The 14,615-nt window shown below is 64.5% G+C and carries 15 protein-coding genes; 10 read left to right on the forward strand and 5 right to left on the reverse strand.

Translation table 11 applies throughout. The annotated features are described in order from the left end of the window. The first annotated feature begins 127 nt into the window (after positions 1 to 127). On the forward strand, positions 128 to 1,972 hold the full coding sequence (locus YA0848_RS20025) for a nitric oxide reductase activation protein NorD (RefSeq protein ID WP_034098472.1): 1,845 nt from the start codon (positions 128 to 130) through the stop codon (positions 1,970 to 1,972). Here the strand turns inward: YA0848_RS20025 and YA0848_RS20030 are convergent. Beyond that, complete coding sequence (locus YA0848_RS20030; RefSeq protein ID WP_034098470.1) at positions 1,966 to 2,157, reverse strand: hypothetical protein; 192 nt, start codon at positions 2,155 to 2,157, stop codon at positions 1,966 to 1,968. The genes YA0848_RS20025 and YA0848_RS20030 overlap by 7 nt on opposite strands. Beyond that, positions 2,154 to 2,870 (reverse strand): Crp/Fnr family transcriptional regulator, encoded by a 717-nt coding sequence (locus tag YA0848_RS20035; RefSeq protein ID WP_080758748.1) that lies wholly within the window; start codon positions 2,868 to 2,870, stop codon positions 2,154 to 2,156. The genes YA0848_RS20030 and YA0848_RS20035 overlap by 4 nt, the downstream gene beginning before the upstream one ends. 222 nt (positions 2,871 to 3,092) lie before the next feature. Here YA0848_RS20035 and YA0848_RS20040 point away from each other — a divergent pair, with 222 nt between their 5' ends. The 8 genes from YA0848_RS20040 to ubiT all read left to right on the forward strand — a co-directional run bounded on the left by YA0848_RS20040 (position 3,093) and on the right by ubiT (position 9,734). Then, a complete protein-coding gene (locus YA0848_RS20040) occupies positions 3,093 to 4,283 on the forward strand; it encodes an NnrS family protein (RefSeq protein WP_169903151.1) in 1,191 nt (396 codons plus the stop codon). A gap of 9 nt (positions 4,284 to 4,292) precedes the next feature. Beyond that, positions 4,293 to 4,724: a membrane protein gene (locus YA0848_RS20045; RefSeq protein ID WP_034098466.1), complete on the forward strand. Its 432-nt coding sequence runs from the start codon at positions 4,293 to 4,295 to the stop codon at positions 4,722 to 4,724. A gap of 115 nt (positions 4,725 to 4,839) precedes the next feature. Further along, the gene (gene pdxH / locus YA0848_RS20050) at positions 4,840 to 5,487 is read left to right on the forward strand and encodes a pyridoxamine 5'-phosphate oxidase (RefSeq protein WP_034098465.1); all 648 of its coding nucleotides are present in this window, start codon (positions 4,840 to 4,842) and stop codon (positions 5,485 to 5,487) included. A gap of 84 nt (positions 5,488 to 5,571) precedes the next feature. Further along, positions 5,572 to 6,126, forward strand: coding sequence for a molybdenum cofactor biosynthesis protein B (gene moaB, locus YA0848_RS20055; RefSeq protein ID WP_034098463.1), 555 nt, complete (start codon positions 5,572 to 5,574; stop codon positions 6,124 to 6,126). Beyond that, the gene (locus YA0848_RS20060; RefSeq protein WP_034098461.1) at positions 6,123 to 7,355 is read left to right on the forward strand and encodes a molybdopterin molybdotransferase MoeA; all 1,233 of its coding nucleotides are present in this window, start codon (positions 6,123 to 6,125) and stop codon (positions 7,353 to 7,355) included. The genes moaB and YA0848_RS20060 overlap by 4 nt, the downstream gene beginning before the upstream one ends. A 9-nt stretch (positions 7,356 to 7,364) precedes the next feature. Further along, the gene (gene ubiU / locus YA0848_RS20065) at positions 7,365 to 8,360 is read left to right on the forward strand and encodes a ubiquinone anaerobic biosynthesis protein UbiU (RefSeq protein ID WP_169903150.1); all 996 of its coding nucleotides are present in this window, start codon (positions 7,365 to 7,367) and stop codon (positions 8,358 to 8,360) included. 10 nt (positions 8,361 to 8,370) lie between these two features. Then, positions 8,371 to 9,261, forward strand: coding sequence for a U32 family peptidase (locus tag YA0848_RS20070; RefSeq protein WP_034098457.1), 891 nt, complete (start codon positions 8,371 to 8,373; stop codon positions 9,259 to 9,261). After that, a complete protein-coding gene (gene ubiT, locus YA0848_RS20075) occupies positions 9,255 to 9,734 on the forward strand; it encodes a ubiquinone anaerobic biosynthesis accessory factor UbiT (RefSeq protein WP_047881825.1) in 480 nt (159 codons plus the stop codon). The genes YA0848_RS20070 and ubiT overlap by 7 nt, the downstream gene beginning before the upstream one ends. On the opposite strand, the gene YA0848_RS20080 is transcribed toward ubiT, so the two are convergent. The 3 genes from YA0848_RS20080 to YA0848_RS20090 form a co-directional block, all read right to left on the reverse strand. Next, entirely contained in the window at positions 9,722 to 10,402 is a 681-nt protein-coding gene (locus tag YA0848_RS20080) for a Crp/Fnr family transcriptional regulator (RefSeq protein ID WP_034098452.1), read from the reverse strand. The two genes, ubiT and YA0848_RS20080, sit on opposite strands and share 13 nt — an antisense overlap. A gap of 199 nt (positions 10,403 to 10,601) precedes the next feature. Further along, entirely contained in the window at positions 10,602 to 11,249 is a 648-nt protein-coding gene (narL, locus tag YA0848_RS20085) for a two-component system response regulator NarL (protein WP_034098451.1), read from the reverse strand. Then, the gene (locus YA0848_RS20090; protein ID WP_169903149.1) at positions 11,246 to 13,048 is read right to left on the reverse strand and encodes a HAMP domain-containing protein; all 1,803 of its coding nucleotides are present in this window, start codon (positions 13,046 to 13,048) and stop codon (positions 11,246 to 11,248) included. The genes narL and YA0848_RS20090 overlap by 4 nt, the downstream gene beginning before the upstream one ends. 325 nt (positions 13,049 to 13,373) lie before the next feature. Between YA0848_RS20090 and YA0848_RS20095 the strand changes: the two genes are divergently transcribed. Then, complete coding sequence (locus YA0848_RS20095; protein WP_034098447.1) at positions 13,374 to 14,615, forward strand: MFS transporter; 1,242 nt, start codon at positions 13,374 to 13,376, stop codon at positions 14,613 to 14,615.

The following is a 14,615-nucleotide window of genomic DNA, read 5'->3' on the forward strand; positions in this document are numbered from 1 at the left end:
AAGCCTGCTCACCACAGCGTCAGGTGTCAGTCTGTGGAATTTGTTTAGACACCTCTGCCCAGCTGCAGCCCCTCACACATTTGGATCCCGGCGTGCCCGTCAAATCCCCTAACTAGGAGCCGATCCCATGGCCTTTACCCTGGAGCTGGAAGAGTGGGTCGGCAGTGTCTGGCATCGCTTTATCACTCGCCGTGCCCGCGTCGATTTCCCCCACGCGCGGGTCGATCTGGCCGACCGCCAGCGCAGCCTGGCGCTATTGTTCCGTGCCCTGGGCGGTGCCAGTGGGATCGCCCTGGAAGCTGCCAGCGAACGCGACCTGCTGCTGCGTCGCAACCTGCTGATGCGCATCGCCGGCACCTGCAAGCAGGCGCCACTGGCCTGCTGCGATGGCAACCGCCTGCGCCTGCCGTCGAGCCTGGCGGTGTTCCCGACCGTCGCGTTGAACCTGGAGTTGTACCGCTGGCTGGCGCTGCTGGCCGCCCACGCCGGCCCCATGACCCATTGGGCCCGGGACAACCAACGCTGGACCTGGCTGCTGCTGCAACGCTACCCGGCGCTGCTGCCCAGCTACCAGCGCATGGTGGAGGCCCATATCGCGTTGCGCCCCGACCCGGCCAGCCTCAATCGCGCTGAGGCCGCCCTGGAAAACGCCTTGCGCAAGGCCCTGCGCGAGCCCGGCAGTGTGCGCCAGCTGCCCCGTAGCGAACGCGCCGCCTGGCCGTTGCCGTTATGGCTTTACCCGCCGTTGCACCTGGATTCGCCTCAAGCCCTGAACGATGAAGCTGACGACGGCGACGACTTCGCCACACCGCCCGGCGAGCAGCAGGGCGCGCCCAAACGTGCCAGTCGTGTGGACGATCACAGTCGCGACGGCGGCCTGCTGGTGGTGCGCCTGGAGAACCTGTTCAGTTGGAGCGAACACGTCGAGCTTGATCGCTGGTCCGACGACAGCCACGACCCCGACGCCGCCCGTGTCGCCGAAGACCTCGACCACTTGAGCCTGTCGCGCCAGCGCGTGCGCAAGAGCGGCGGCCTCAAGCTGCACCTGGACCTGCCGCCGGCGGATGTGGATGACATTCCCTTGGGGGAGGGCATCAAACTGCCCGAATGGGACTACCGCCGCCAGTGCCTGCAAGACGGCTTCGTCAATCTGCAAACGATGCAACCGCGCGACGCCCAGCCGCAGCCCTTGCCGCCGCGTCTACACGCCGAGGCTCGGCGCCTGCGCCAGCAATTTATGCGCCTGCGCACCGACCGCCAGTGGCAGCGCCAGCAAGCCCAAGGCAGTGAGTTGGACTTGCAGGCCTGGCTGGATTTTCACGTCGAGCGTCAGCACGGCGCGTGCGCCGAACGGGGTCTGTTCCTGGAGCAGCGTCACCATCATCGCGACCTCGCGTGCTTGCTGCTGGCGGACGTGTCGATGTCCACCGATGCGCACCTGAACGACGAGCAAACCGTGATCGACGTGATCCGCGACAGCCTGTTGCTGTTCGGCGAAAGCCTGGCGGGGGCGGGGGATCGTTTTGCGCTGTATGGGTTTTCATCCCTGCGTCGCCATCAGGTGCGTTTGCAACAGCTCAAAAGTTTTGCGCAACCCTACGGCGACCACACCCGCGGCGCGATCCAAGCGCTCAAGCCCGGGTACTACACGCGCATGGGCGCGGCCATTCGCCAAGCGACCCAGTTGCTCGGGGCCTGCACCCAAAGGCGCAAATTGCTGTTGCTGTTGACCGACGGCAAGCCCAATGACCTGGACCTGTATGAAGGACGCTACGGCGTCGAAGACACCCGTCAGGCGGTGTTGGAGGCGCGGCGCCAGGGTTTGATCCCGTTCTGTATCACCATCGACAAACAGGCCGGCGACTATCTGCCGTACATGTTCGGTGCCCATGGCTTTACCCTGATCCGCCAACCCGGCCAGTTGCCCCAGCGCTTACCGCAGCTGTACCGGCAATTGACCGAACGTCAGTAGATGTCCCGTGGCAGCCAGAAGAACATGGCGATGCAAAACAACGTGAGGCCCACGCAGAACCATTGGAAGCGGCTCAGTCGGCGGGCCATGCCGCTGGCCTCGGACGCCGGCAGCGGCATGCCGCAGCCTTCGCAGGTATCGCGCTCCAGCGCGTTGCGCCGTTGGCAATACAGGCAGGTTTTCACTCGAATTGCTCCAGGCGCGCACGGTCGAGAATGGTGATCTGGCGACCGTCCTGAGTGATGATGTGTTCGTCGATCAAGCGCCGGATAATCCGCGAAAACGTCTCCGGCTGGATCGACAGGTGCCCGGCGATCAACTGCTTGGCCATCGGCAGTTCGAAGCGGCTGTCACCACCGTGCAAGTGCATCAGTTGAGTCAGCAGATAGCGCACCACACGGTGCGTAGCGTTTTTCAGCGACAGGGTTTCGATCTCGTTGACCCGCTGGTGCAGACGCATGCACAGCTTGCCGAGCAGGGCAAAGGTCAGGCGGCTGTTGCTGTGCAACAGGCGCATATAGGTGGCGTTGGACAACCGGTACAACTGGGTCGGGCACACCGCTTCAGCGCAGGCCACATAGTTGGGAGTGTCCATCAGCATCATCGCCTCGGCGAAGGTCTGTCGCTCGCCGATCACCTCAAAGACTTTCTCCTGGCCATCCGGGGTCAGGCGGTAGATCTTCACCGCGCCGGCAATCACGAAATAAAACGCCTCGGCCGGCTCGCCCTGGCGGAACAACGGCTCGCCTTTGTCTACGCTGAGCAACTGACTGCTGCTCATCAAGTCGTCCAGTTCCTCCTCATTCAGCGGTTCGAACAGGTGGTGGCTGCGCAGGATCTGGTGATGCACGCGATGCAATACCCGGCCTGGCTCCTTGAAAATCAGCGGGGCGTTCACACCAACACCAGGGACACGCCGCTTGCCGCAGCGAGCATGGAGCCAAGGATCACAAACCAGGCGAGGGGGACGTAGGCGTTTTTCATCGTGGCTCCACGGTGATAGTCAATATTGGCGTAGCGCAAGCGTACGCGCGATGGCCGGGCCGCGACTTGATCTACGACAAGGGCAACGCATGGCCATCGGCGCAACATCGTCACAGTCCTGAAGGGAGACCCTGTTATGCAAGTGCTCGATCGGCGCAAGGCCTTGTCGATTACCCCGTTGTTTCGCCTGGCTTTCCGGCCATTTTTCCTCGGCGCCTGCCTGTTGGCCGCGTTGGTTATCCCGTTATGGCTGCTGGCCCTGGGCGGGCAAACGGGGGCCTGGCAGCCAGCCGGCGGTTGGCTGGCCTGGCATCGGCATGAACTGCTGTTCGGCTTTGGCCTGGCGATCATCGCCGGGTTCTTGCTCACGGCCGTGCAGACTTGGACCGGCCGCCCGGGGCTCAGCGGCGGCGCCTTGCAGGGGCTGGCGGCGTTGTGGCTGGCGGCGCGCATCGGTTGGCTGCTGGATTTGTCCTGGCCGGTGCTCACACTGCTGGAACTGGCGTTCCCGCTGGCCGTCGCCGGCGTGATGGGCTGGACCCTTTGGCAAGTGCGGCAGTCGCGCAATTACCCGGTGGTGCTGGTACTGGCGCTGTTGGCCGTGGCGGACGGGCTGTCGCTGTATGGGCTGTGGCGCCAGGACGAAGGCTGGCAGCGCCAGTCGGTGTTGACCGGCGTGTGGCTGGTGGCGGCGATGATGGGCTTGATCGGTGGGCGGGTGATTCCGTTCTTCACCCAGCGCGGTGTGGGCCGCGTCGAAGCGGTCAAGCCGTGGCCGTGGCTGGACCGTCTGTTGCTCGGCGGCTCGTTGCTGGTGGCGGTGTTGTATGCCGTGGGGTTGGCGCTGTCGGCCAGCCCCTGGACCGGCGTGCTGTTCGCCGCGCTGGCGGCGGGGCATGTGGTGCGTCTGTTGCGCTGGCATGACCGGGGTCTGTGGCGGGTGCCGCTGCTGTGGTCGTTGCACCTGGCGTATGCCTGGCTGGCGGTGGCGTGCCTGGGCATGGCGCTGTGGCATTTCGGCGCGCCGCTCAACCCCAGCCTGGCGGTGCACGCCTTGACGGTGGGCGCCATGGGCGGGCTGATTCTGGCGATGATCGCCCGCGTCAGTCTTGGTCACACCGGCCGGCCCTTGCAGCCGCCCAGCGGCATGACCCTGGCCTTTGTACTGCTGAACCTGGCCGCTGTCTGCCGCGTGCTGCTGGTATTGGTGTGGCCGCTCGCCGCGCTGTGGCTGGCGGCGGTCTGCTGGACCGTCGGACTCGGCCTGTACCTGTGGCGCTACGGCCCGATGCTGTGCCGCCCACGTATCGATGGCCATCCCGGTTAGGAGAACGCAATGCTCTACTCTGGCTTACTGATCGTGCATCTGCTGGCGGCCATCGCCTTTATCGGCACGCTGTTTTTTGAAGTGGTGATCTGGCACAGCGCGCGCCAAGAGCTGGCATGGTCGGCGCAGTTCACCTCGGACCACGCCATCGCCCGGCGCGCGCGGCGGGTGCTGCATGCCGTGGTGGTGGTGCTGTACGGCGCCGGTATCGGCTTGGCCTGGCATTACCGCGGGGTGTTCAGCGTGCCGTGGGGCAGCCATTTTGCCGCGTTGCTGAGCCTCAAGATCGTGCTGGCCCTGAGCATCATCGGCCACTACGTGTGGCTGGCCTATCTGCTCAGTCATCAGCGCTTGAGCCCCCGGCGTGCGACGTGGATCCGCCGCAGCATCCTGGGGCATATGGTGCTGATCGTGGTACTGGCCAAACTTATGGTGCGCTGATCAGACGTATCGGTCGCCCCATGCGGCGTCATGCCACGGGCGAATGTTGATCGTGATCAAGGGATAAAGCCGCGGCAGTTCCCACACTGTGGCGAACTTTCCGGAGGACCGCGCCATGCCCTTGTCCCTTGCACAATTGCGCCGTAACTACACCCTGTATGGTCTGCGGGACGAAGCCGCGCAGGCTGACCCCATCGAGCTGTTCGGCCAATGGCTGAGCCAGGCGCGCAAGACCGAAGTGCCGCCCGCCGAGGCCAACAGCATGGCCCTGGCCACCGTCGACAGCCAAGGACATGCCCACTGCCGCATCTTGCTGCTCAAGGGTTTTAGTGCCGATGGGTTTTTCTTTTTCTGCAATTACCAGAGCGCCAAGGGGCAGGAATTGGCAAGCAACCCCCATGCGGCCATGACGTTTTTCTGGCCGGGGCTGGAGCGTCAGGTACGCATAGAAGGGCCGGTGGTGCGCGCCGATACGCAATTGTCCGACGACTATTTCGACGCGCGTCCGGCCGCCAGCCAGTTGGGCGCCTGGGCCTCGCCCCAAAGCCAGCCTCTGGCCCATCGCAGCGAGCTGGAAGGCCGCCTGCGCGAAGTCACCGAGCGCTTCGCCGGGCGCCAACCACCACGCCCCGAGCACTGGGGCGGCTACTGTCTGCAACCGCAACGCATCGAGTTCTGGCAAGGCCGCCCCGACCGCCTGCATGACCGCCTTGACTACCGCCTTCACGCGGGCACCTGGCAGCACACGCGCCTGGCCCCCTGACCGGCATACCTCCTTGGAGGAATAGGCCCTGCGCTCATTGCGGCGCAGGCTGACGCTCACTTTTCAATGCCTGGAGCCTGGATCATGGCCCATTTGACCCAACGGGATTTTGTCCCCCTGAACATCGCCGTGCTGACCATCAGCGACACGCGCACCCTCGCCACCGACACCTCCGGCCAGACCCTGGTGGACCGTCTGCAAGGCGCCGGTCATGTGCTGGTCGACCGTGGCCTGGTGATCGATGACATCTACCAGATCCGCGCGCAGGTATCGCTGTGGATCGCCGACCCTGACGTGCAGGTGGTGCTGATGACCGGCGGCACCGGTTTTACCGCCCGTGACAACACGCCCCAGGCGGTGGCGCCATTGCTCGATAAACAGGTTGATGGTTTCGGCGAGCTGTTCCGCCAGGTGTCCCTGGCCGAAATCGGCACCTCGACCCTGCAATCGCGCGCGCTGGCCGGCCTCAGTAACGGCGTGCTGGTGTGCTGCATGCCGGGCTCGCCAGGCGCGTGCCGCACCGCCTGGGACCAGATCCTCGCGGGCCAGTTGGACAGCCGCACCGGCCCGTGCAATTTCGTGCCGCACCTCAAGGCCCAGGCCAACCAGAACGTGGCGGCCTGCGGGGCGCGCTTATGAGCGCCTCGGTGTGCGACGCCGGGCACCTGATGCCGGTGGACGACGCCATTGCCCAATTGCTGGCCCAGGCGCCGCCGCCACCGGCGACCCAGGTGATCGGTCTGTCTGAAGCCCTGGGCCGGGTGGTGGCCGAGGACGTGTTTTCGCCCCTGGATTTGCCGAGTTGGGACAACAGCGCCATGGACGGCTATGCCCTGCGCGCCGCAGATGTGCCGGCCGAAGGCGGCTATCTGCTGGTGGCCGGGCGCGTGGCCGCTGGGCAAAGTCGTCAGCAAAGCCTGGAGGCGGGGGAGGCGGTGCGCATCTTTACAGGTGCGCCGTTGCCGCCCGGGGCCGACAGCGTGGTGCCCCAGGAGCGCTGCCGGGTGTATGCGCAGCGCGTGTGGTGCCCGCCGGTACGCCTGGGTGAGCACGTGCGCAAACAGGGCGAAGAACTACGCCGTGGCGCCACATTGATCAGTGCCGGGCAACGCCTGCGCGCCCAGGAAATCGGCTTGCTGGCCTCGGCCGGTATCCCGCGGGTAAAAGTCTATCGGCCGTTGCGCGTATGCCTGCTCAGCAGCGGCAACGAATTGCGCGAACCCGGCGAGACCCTGGTCCCTGGGCAGATCTACAACAGCAACCGCCATTGCCTCGCGGCGCTGCTGCGCGGCTGGGGTGTGGACGTGCATGACTATGGCGTGATGGCCGACCAATTGGCGGCCAGTCGCGATGCCCTGGCGCTGGCCTCGTCGGAGTGCGACCTGCTGTTGACCTCGGCCGGGGTGTCGGTGGGCGAGGAGGATCACCTCAAACAGGCCATCGAAGCCCTGGGCCAGGTGAATTTCTGGCGCCTGGCGATCCAGCCCGGCAAGCCGCTGGCTTTCGGCACCGTGGCGGGCAAGCCCTGGTTGGGGCTGCCGGGTAACCCGTCGGCGGCGCTGATCACCGCGCTGGTGGTGCTGCGCCCGTTTCTGCTACGGGCCCAGGGCATGACGCAGGTACTGCCCACCCCGGTGCAGGTGCCGGCGGGGTTCGAATGGCCCCATCCCAACCAGCGTCGCCAGTACCTGCGCGCCCGCCTGGACAGCGATGCGCACGGGCAATTGCGCGTGACCGTGCATCCGCAGCAAAGCTCGGCGATGTTGTCGGCCGCGTGCTGGGCCGACGGCCTGGCCATTGTCGAACGCGAACAGCGGGTGGTCAGGGACGACCCGGTGGCCTTCTTGTCTTTCACTGAATTCCTGTGAGGAACCCCCATGCAACTGGTTTGCCCGGCAGGCAACTTGCCTGCGCTCAAAGCGGCGGTGCGCCAAGGCGCCGACGCGGTGTACGTCGGTTTTCGCGATGACACCAATGCCCGACATTTCGCCGGGCTGAACATGGACGACAAGCAGTTCGACGGCGCCGTCGCGTTTATCCGTCAGCACCAGCGCAAGCTCTATGTGGCGGTCAATACCTATCCGCAGCCGAAGATCTGGGCGCGCTGGCAACGCGCCGTGGATCGCGCCGCCGACCATGGCGTGGACGCGCTGATCGCCGCCGACCCCGGGGTGCTCGACTACGCCCACCGGCACCATCCGCAGATGGCGTTGCACCTGTCGGTACAAGGCTCGGCCACCCACGGCACGGCGTTGAAGTTCTACGCCGAGCGCTATGACATCCGCCGCGCCGTGCTGCCCCGCGTGCTGTCCCTGGCCCAGGTCAAGCAGGTGGCCGCCAGCAGCCCGGTGCCCATCGAAGTGTTCGGCTTCGGCAGCCTGTGCATCATGGCCGAGGGGCGCTGCCATTTGTCTTCCTACATCACCGGCGAGTCGCCCAACCTGTGCGGCGTGTGTTCGCCGGCCAAAGCGGTGCGCTGGAGCGAGGACGCCGATGGCCTCAGCGCGCGCCTGAGCGATGTGCTGATCGATCGCTACACCGCCGATGAACCGGCTGGTTACCCGACCCTGTGCAAGGGCCGCTTCCTAGTGGAGGGCAAGCGCTTCCACGCCCTGGAGGAGCCCACCAGCCTGGACACCCTGGACCTGTTGCCCGAACTCAGTGCCATGGGGGTGGCGGCCATCAAGATCGAAGGCCGGCAACGCAGCCCGGCCTATGTGGAGCAAGTCACCCGAGTCTGGCGCGCCGCGCTGGACGCCCACTGCCTTGCGCCCGCCCGTTTTGCGGTGCAGGACCAGTGGCGCCAGGTGTTGGCCGGGTTATCCGAAGGCAGCCAGACCACCCTGGGCGCCTACCACCGTGCATGGCAATAAGGAGCGCTTGATGAAACTCAGCCTCGGACCGGTGCTGTTTTACTGGGACAAAGACCACTTGGGTCGTTTCTATTCGGACATGGCCGGCTTGCCCCTGGACGTGATCTACCTGGGGGAAACCGTGTGCGCCAAGCGCCGCGCCATGTCCCTCGACCATTGGCTGGGCCTGGGCCGCGAGTTGCAGGCCTGCACCTCGGCACAGATCGTGTTGTCGAGCCTGACCCTGATCGAGGCCGCCTCCGAACTGTCGAGCCTGCGCCGCCTGTGCGACAACGGCGAGCTGCTGGTGGAAGCCAACGACATGGGCGCGGTGCAGATGCTGGTGGAACGCAAGTTGCCCTTTGTCGGCGGCCCGGCGCTCAACCTCTACAACGGCCACGCCCTGGTGCAACTGCTTGACGCCGGTATGCAGCGCTGGGTGCCGCCAGTGGAGTGCTCCCAGGATCTGATCGCCGATGTGCTGGAGCAGGTACGCGAATTGGGGCGGCCATTGCCCGAAGTGGAAATCTTCGCCTACGGCCATCTGCCCCTGGCCTATTCGGCACGCTGCTTTACCGCCCGCGCGGAAAACCGGCCCAAGGATGACTGCCGCTTCTGCTGCCTCAACTACCCCGACGGCATGCCCCTGACCAGTCAGGAAGGCCAGGCACTGTTTACCCTCAATGGCATTCAGACGATGTCGGCCGAGGTCACCAACCTGTTGGCCGACTACGCCGGGTTGGTGCAGTGCGGCGCCGATCTGCTGCGGTTGAGCCCACGGGCCGAGGGCATGGTGGGCATCGTCAAAGCCTTCGACCAGGTGCGCCACGGCGCCACGCCGCCGCTGTATGTGGATGGCTGCAACGGTTACTGGCATGGCCAAGCGGGCATGCTGCGCGTCGAGGAGGTGGGCCTGTGCTGAAGCGTAAAGTGTGGTTGCTCAAAGGCGCTGACCGTCTGTTGCCGTTGCTGCGGCATGTGCCGTTCACGGTGCAGCGCCACGCCCTGCAACAAACCCTCAACCGCTGCCTGGCCGAACCGCTGCGCGACGGTGGGTTCGACCTGCTGCGTGGGCGCTGGCTGTGCCTGCGCATTCCCGACCTGGGACTATGCTGGTACCTGACCCTCGCGCGGGACGGCTTGCGCATCGCCGAAAAAGCCGAGGCCCAGGTGAGCATCAGCGGCAACTGGCGGGAGTTCTTGTTGCTGGCCAGCCGGCAGGAGGACCCGGATACGCTGTTCTTCCGGCGCCGGCTAGTGATCGAAGGCGATACCGAGTTGGGCTTAGGCGTCAAGAACCTGATCGACAGCCTGGACCCGGACGTCTTGCCGGCTTGGCTGTGGCGCAGCCTGGAGCGGATGGGGAGGGGGGTGGTTGAACGTCAGCCGGCCTGATACCCCATCAACTGTTCTTCGCTCAAGATGCGGATGGTGCGCCGTTGGACTTCGATCAACCCACCCTCCACCAGCCGATGCAGAATCCTTGAAAAGGTCTCCGGCTGGATCCCCAGCTTGGACGCCACCAGGCGCTTGGGTACCTGCAACACCACCTCGCCGCTGACAGCATTGCGCTCCTGGAACAGAAAATTGATCACCCGGCGGCTGGCGTTGGCCAGGGTCAAGGTGTCGATGTCCTTGAGGCGCTGATGCAGGTGGATGCTCATGCTGCCCAGAATTGCCAGGCAGATCTTCGGCTGATCCTCCAGCGCGCGCCGGTAGTGTTGGCCTTCGATGCTCACCAGCACGCTGTCCTTGAGCGCCGTGGCGCTTACCGGATACGCCTTGGCCGCAGTGAACAGCAGCGCTTCGGCGAACGTCTGACCGGGTTGGATCACCTCCACCAGGTGTTCCTGGCCTTCATCGGTGACCCGATGCAGCTTGATCTGCCCACTGACCAGCAGGAAGAACCGTTCGGCCGCGTCACCTTGATGCAGCAGCGGAGTGTGACCGGGCACGCGCTTGAGATTGGCCAGGGTGCAGACATCCTGGAAGGTTTTTTCCGGGAGCTGGCTGAACAGGTGGTGCCGACGCAGGGTCAGGACGATATGGGGATGAGTGAGCATGTTTGGGCCTCCGCAAAGAGCTAGCGTAGGGCGCTTGAGCCGGTGTGGATATGCCTCTGTCGGGATACCTCTGTGGTCTGAACTACTGCTATCGGGGGCAAGCCNNGGGCGCAACCCCCCCCCCACATTCCGACCGCACCGGTTATCTGATGTGGGAGGGGGCTTGCCCCCGATAACGGAGTATCAGCCCTGAACAATATCAACCCGCCTGCCGCAAATGCTCCATCGCCCATACCGCCGCTTCCACCCGCGAGCGCAAGCCCAATTTATGCAGCAGGTTCTTCACATGCACCTTCACCGTGCCCTCGGTGATGCCCAACTTATGCCCGATTACCTTGTTGCTGTAGCCACCGGCGATGGTCTTGAGCACTTGCCGCTCCCGTTCGGTCAACTCCACCGCCGCATGGGGCTGGGGTGAGCGCAACGCCTGGGCCAGCACCCGAGTCAGGCCGGGGCTGATCACCAGGGCGCCGTTCAACGCATCGCGGATGTATTCCACCACCAGTTCCGGCTCCATGTCCTTGAGCAGGTAGCCGTTGGCATCCAGGCGCAGCGCGTCGCGGATGTCGTCTTCGGCGTCGGACACGGTAAACAGCAGCACCTTGCCCGCATAGTCCATGGCGCGCAGGCGGCGTAGGGTTTCCAGGCCGTTCATGTGCGGCATGTTGTTGTCCAGCAGCACCAGGTCCGGTTGCAGGCTGTCGATAAGGTCGAGGGCTTCCTGGCCATTGCCGGCTTCGCCGACCACCCGCAGGTCGTCTTCCAGCTCAAGCATTTGGCGCATGCCGTGGCGCATCATCGGATGGTCGTCCACCAGCAGAAGGGTATGGCGTGGGAGGCTGTTCATGAGGCAGTGCTCGCTAAAGAGTGGCCGAGGAATTCCGGCCGGAAACCCAGGTGCACCCGGGTGCCCTGGGGCTCACGCGGGCTGATATCGAGTTGGCCGTGCAGGCTGCGGGCGCGCTCGTCCATGATGGTCAGGCCGTGGTGTTCGCGCCGGTCAACCTCGCCGCTGAAGCCGCGACCGTCGTCTTCGATGCTCAAACTGACGGTCTCACCGACCTGGCGCAGTTGCAGCCAGGCGTTTTGCGCATGGGCGTGGCGCAAGCAGTTGGATAGTGCCTCGCGGGTGATCTGCAACACATGGATCTGCTCGCTGGCCGACAGTTGGAAGGCCAGGGCATCCACATGCAGATGCACCTGGAATTCACCGCGCCGCGAGAACTCTTCGGCGGTCTCCGACAGCTCCTGCACCAGCCCGGCATCGTGAATCTGCAGGCGGAACGTGGTGAGCAGTTCGCGCAGTTGGCGGTAGGCGTTGTTTAGCCCCTCGCGCAGTTCGGCGGTGACGGTGGCCAGGGTTTCCACCGGTTCGCCACGGCGGATCAGCGTCTGCATACGGCTGACTTGCAGCTTCATGTACGACAGCGCCTGGGCCAGGGAATCGTGCAGTTCACGGGCAATGATGGTGCGCTCGTCCAACAGCAGCAGGCGGTGGTCCTGCTCGCGCTGGCGCTTTAGAGACAACGAGGTGCCGATCAGGTTGGCCAGGGCCTGGATCAGTTGTTTTTCCCAGTCCTGGGGCGCGTGGCCGTCGAGGAAGTGGGCCTTGAGTTCGCCCAGTTCCGAGCCCTGGTTGCTGATGCTGAAAATCTGCGGCGGCGCCACTTTGTGTTTCTGGCAGCTGGCGCAATCGCCGATGGCGCACACATTACGGCTGTCGCCACCGTGCAGGGCCAGTATCTGCTGGGCCGGCGCGAGAAAGTGGCCTTGCAGGCACAACGATAGACGCAGCCCCGGCAGGCGTTGCTGGAAGCGCCGGATCAATTCGTCCAGCCCTTCGGCGTTGGCCAGGCGCGTGGCCAGGCTACGGCTGCTCTGGTACAGCAGCTCCAACGCGGCGTTGGCCTGTTGCAGGTTGAGGGTCTTGAGCTGCACCTGGGTTTCGAGGGTGCGATGGGAGGCTTCGATGGTCTCGGCCATGGCGTTGAAGCTCAGGGCCAGTTGTCCCAGTTCGTCTTCGGAGCGGTGGTTGACGCGGGTTTTGAAATCGCCGTCGCGAAAGCGTCGGGTGGCGTGCACTAGTTCTTCCAACGGGTTGACCACCCCGTATTGCAGTTCATACAGGCCGATCAGCAGGATGATCAAGGTGCTGAACAGTGCCAGGCCCTGAATGCCTTGCTGCCAGCCTTGCTTCTGTTCGCTTTGTTGCTGCAACAGGCTGACGAAGTGGTTCAGTTGCTCGACGAACGCCGGGGCGTTGAGCTGGAAAAACGCCGCATCGCCGCGTATCAGCGCTGGGCGCAGCGCGTCGTGCCAGCGCTGCTGGATCTGCTGGTAACTCTGCAACAGCGCGCTGCGTGGGCCGTCTTCCAGCACGGCTTTGAGGGATTGGCTGTCGAGGCGGCTTTGCAGGCTGCGCGCGATCGCGTCAACTTCGTCGGCCGGCGCGGCGGCGGCGAGTTTCCAGCTCAGGTGGTAGGTCTCCATGCGTACTGAGCCTGCGGTATTGATCGCGGCCGCGTCGCCCTGGCTGAACCAGGCGATCAGCCCGGCACTCAGGGAGCTGGACAGGGCCAGGATGGCGATCAGGATAACGGCCAGGCCGGCGCGGGCGGGTAGGGAGCTGCGCAGCCAGTCAAGCATGGCGGCGTAATCGAAACAGGCGAAGGGGCAGCATAGTCGCACCAGGCATGGAAAAAAGGACTGAACACAGCCTTCCCTGGCGGACTACCTCTAAAGAATTGCCGGCGAACCCTCCCACGGATAAAAGCCGGCACAAGAGACCAATCCATTGATAAATAAAGGCTTTCTCTTGTTGTTAGGTCTACCTCCTTGGAGGTAGGCGCTGCCAGCATAGCCCTATACCCCCCAGGCGGACGTTGACCTGAGTCAAGTTCCACGGGGGTGTCGCCCCTAATCTGCGCCCATGGAATCACTTTCTGGAGCGCATACCGTGACTCAATCCCGTATGAGACAGGGCCTGGTGCTGGGCATGAGCACCTTGGCCTTCACCGTCTGCTTTATGGTGTGGATGATGTTCGCCGTGCTCGGCGTGCCCATCAAAGAACTGCTGGAACTCAACGAAACTCAATTCGGCCTGCTGGCGGCGACTCCGGTGTTGACCGGTTCGCTGGTGCGCCTGCCCCTGGGCTTGCTCACTGACCGTTTCGGCGGGCGCATTGTGTTTTTCCTGTTGATGCTGACCTGCGTGTTGCCGCTGTACCTGATCACGTACGCCAGCGCTTATTGGCAGTTCCTGGTGCTGGGCCTGTTTGTCGGCCTGGCCGGCGGTTCGTTTTCGGTGGGCATCGCCTACGTCGCCAAGTGGTTCGACAAAGACAACCAGGGCTTTGCCATGGGCGTGTTTGGCGCCGGCAATGCCGGGGCGGCGGTCACCAAGTTTCTCGCCCCCGCGCTGATCGCCCTGGGCACCTGGCACCTGGTGCCCAAAGTGTTCAGCGCCATCCTGTTTATCACCGCGCTGCTGTTCTGGTTTCTCACCAGCGAGAACAAGAGCCACCGCAGCGTCGGCGGCGCCACCCTGCGCCAGCAGTTGCAGTGCCTGAAAGACCCGGCCGTGTGGCGCTACTGCCAGTACTACTCGATTGTGTTCGGCGGCTACGTGGCACTGGCCCTGTGGGTGACCAAGTACTACGTGCAGGAATACGGCTTCAGCCTGCAAAGCGCGGCGCTGCTGGCCGCCTGTTTCTCGCTGCCTGGCGGCGTACTGCGCGCAGTGGGCGGTTGGATGTCCGACCGCTGGGGCGCTCAGAGCGTGACTTGGTGGGTGCTGTGGGTGAGCTGGATCTGCCTGTTCCTGCTCAGCTACCCGCAGACCCAACTGCAGGTGATGACCGTCAACGGCCCGCTGGATTTCCACATCGGCCTGAACCCGACCCTGTTCACCGTACTGCTGTTTGTCATGGGCATCGCCTTCGCCTTCGGCAAAGCCTCGGTGTTCAAGTACATCGCCAATGACTACCCACAGAACATGGGCGCGGTGTCCGGCATCGTCGGCCTGGCCGGTGGCCTGGGCGGCTTTGTGCTGCCGATTCTGTTCGGCGCCCTGGTGGACCTCACCGGCGTGCGCTCGTCCTGCTTCATGTTGATGTATGGCGTGGTCTGGGTGTCCCTGACCTGGATGTACCTCAGCGAAATTCGCAAGCAACCGCTTTTGGGCAACACCGCCCAACGTCTCCAAGGAGAATGA

The organism is Pseudomonas sp. S4_EA_1b, assembly GCF_016307435.1.
GTDB classification, from domain to species: domain Bacteria; phylum Pseudomonadota; class Gammaproteobacteria; order Pseudomonadales; family Pseudomonadaceae; genus Aquipseudomonas; species Aquipseudomonas rhodesiae.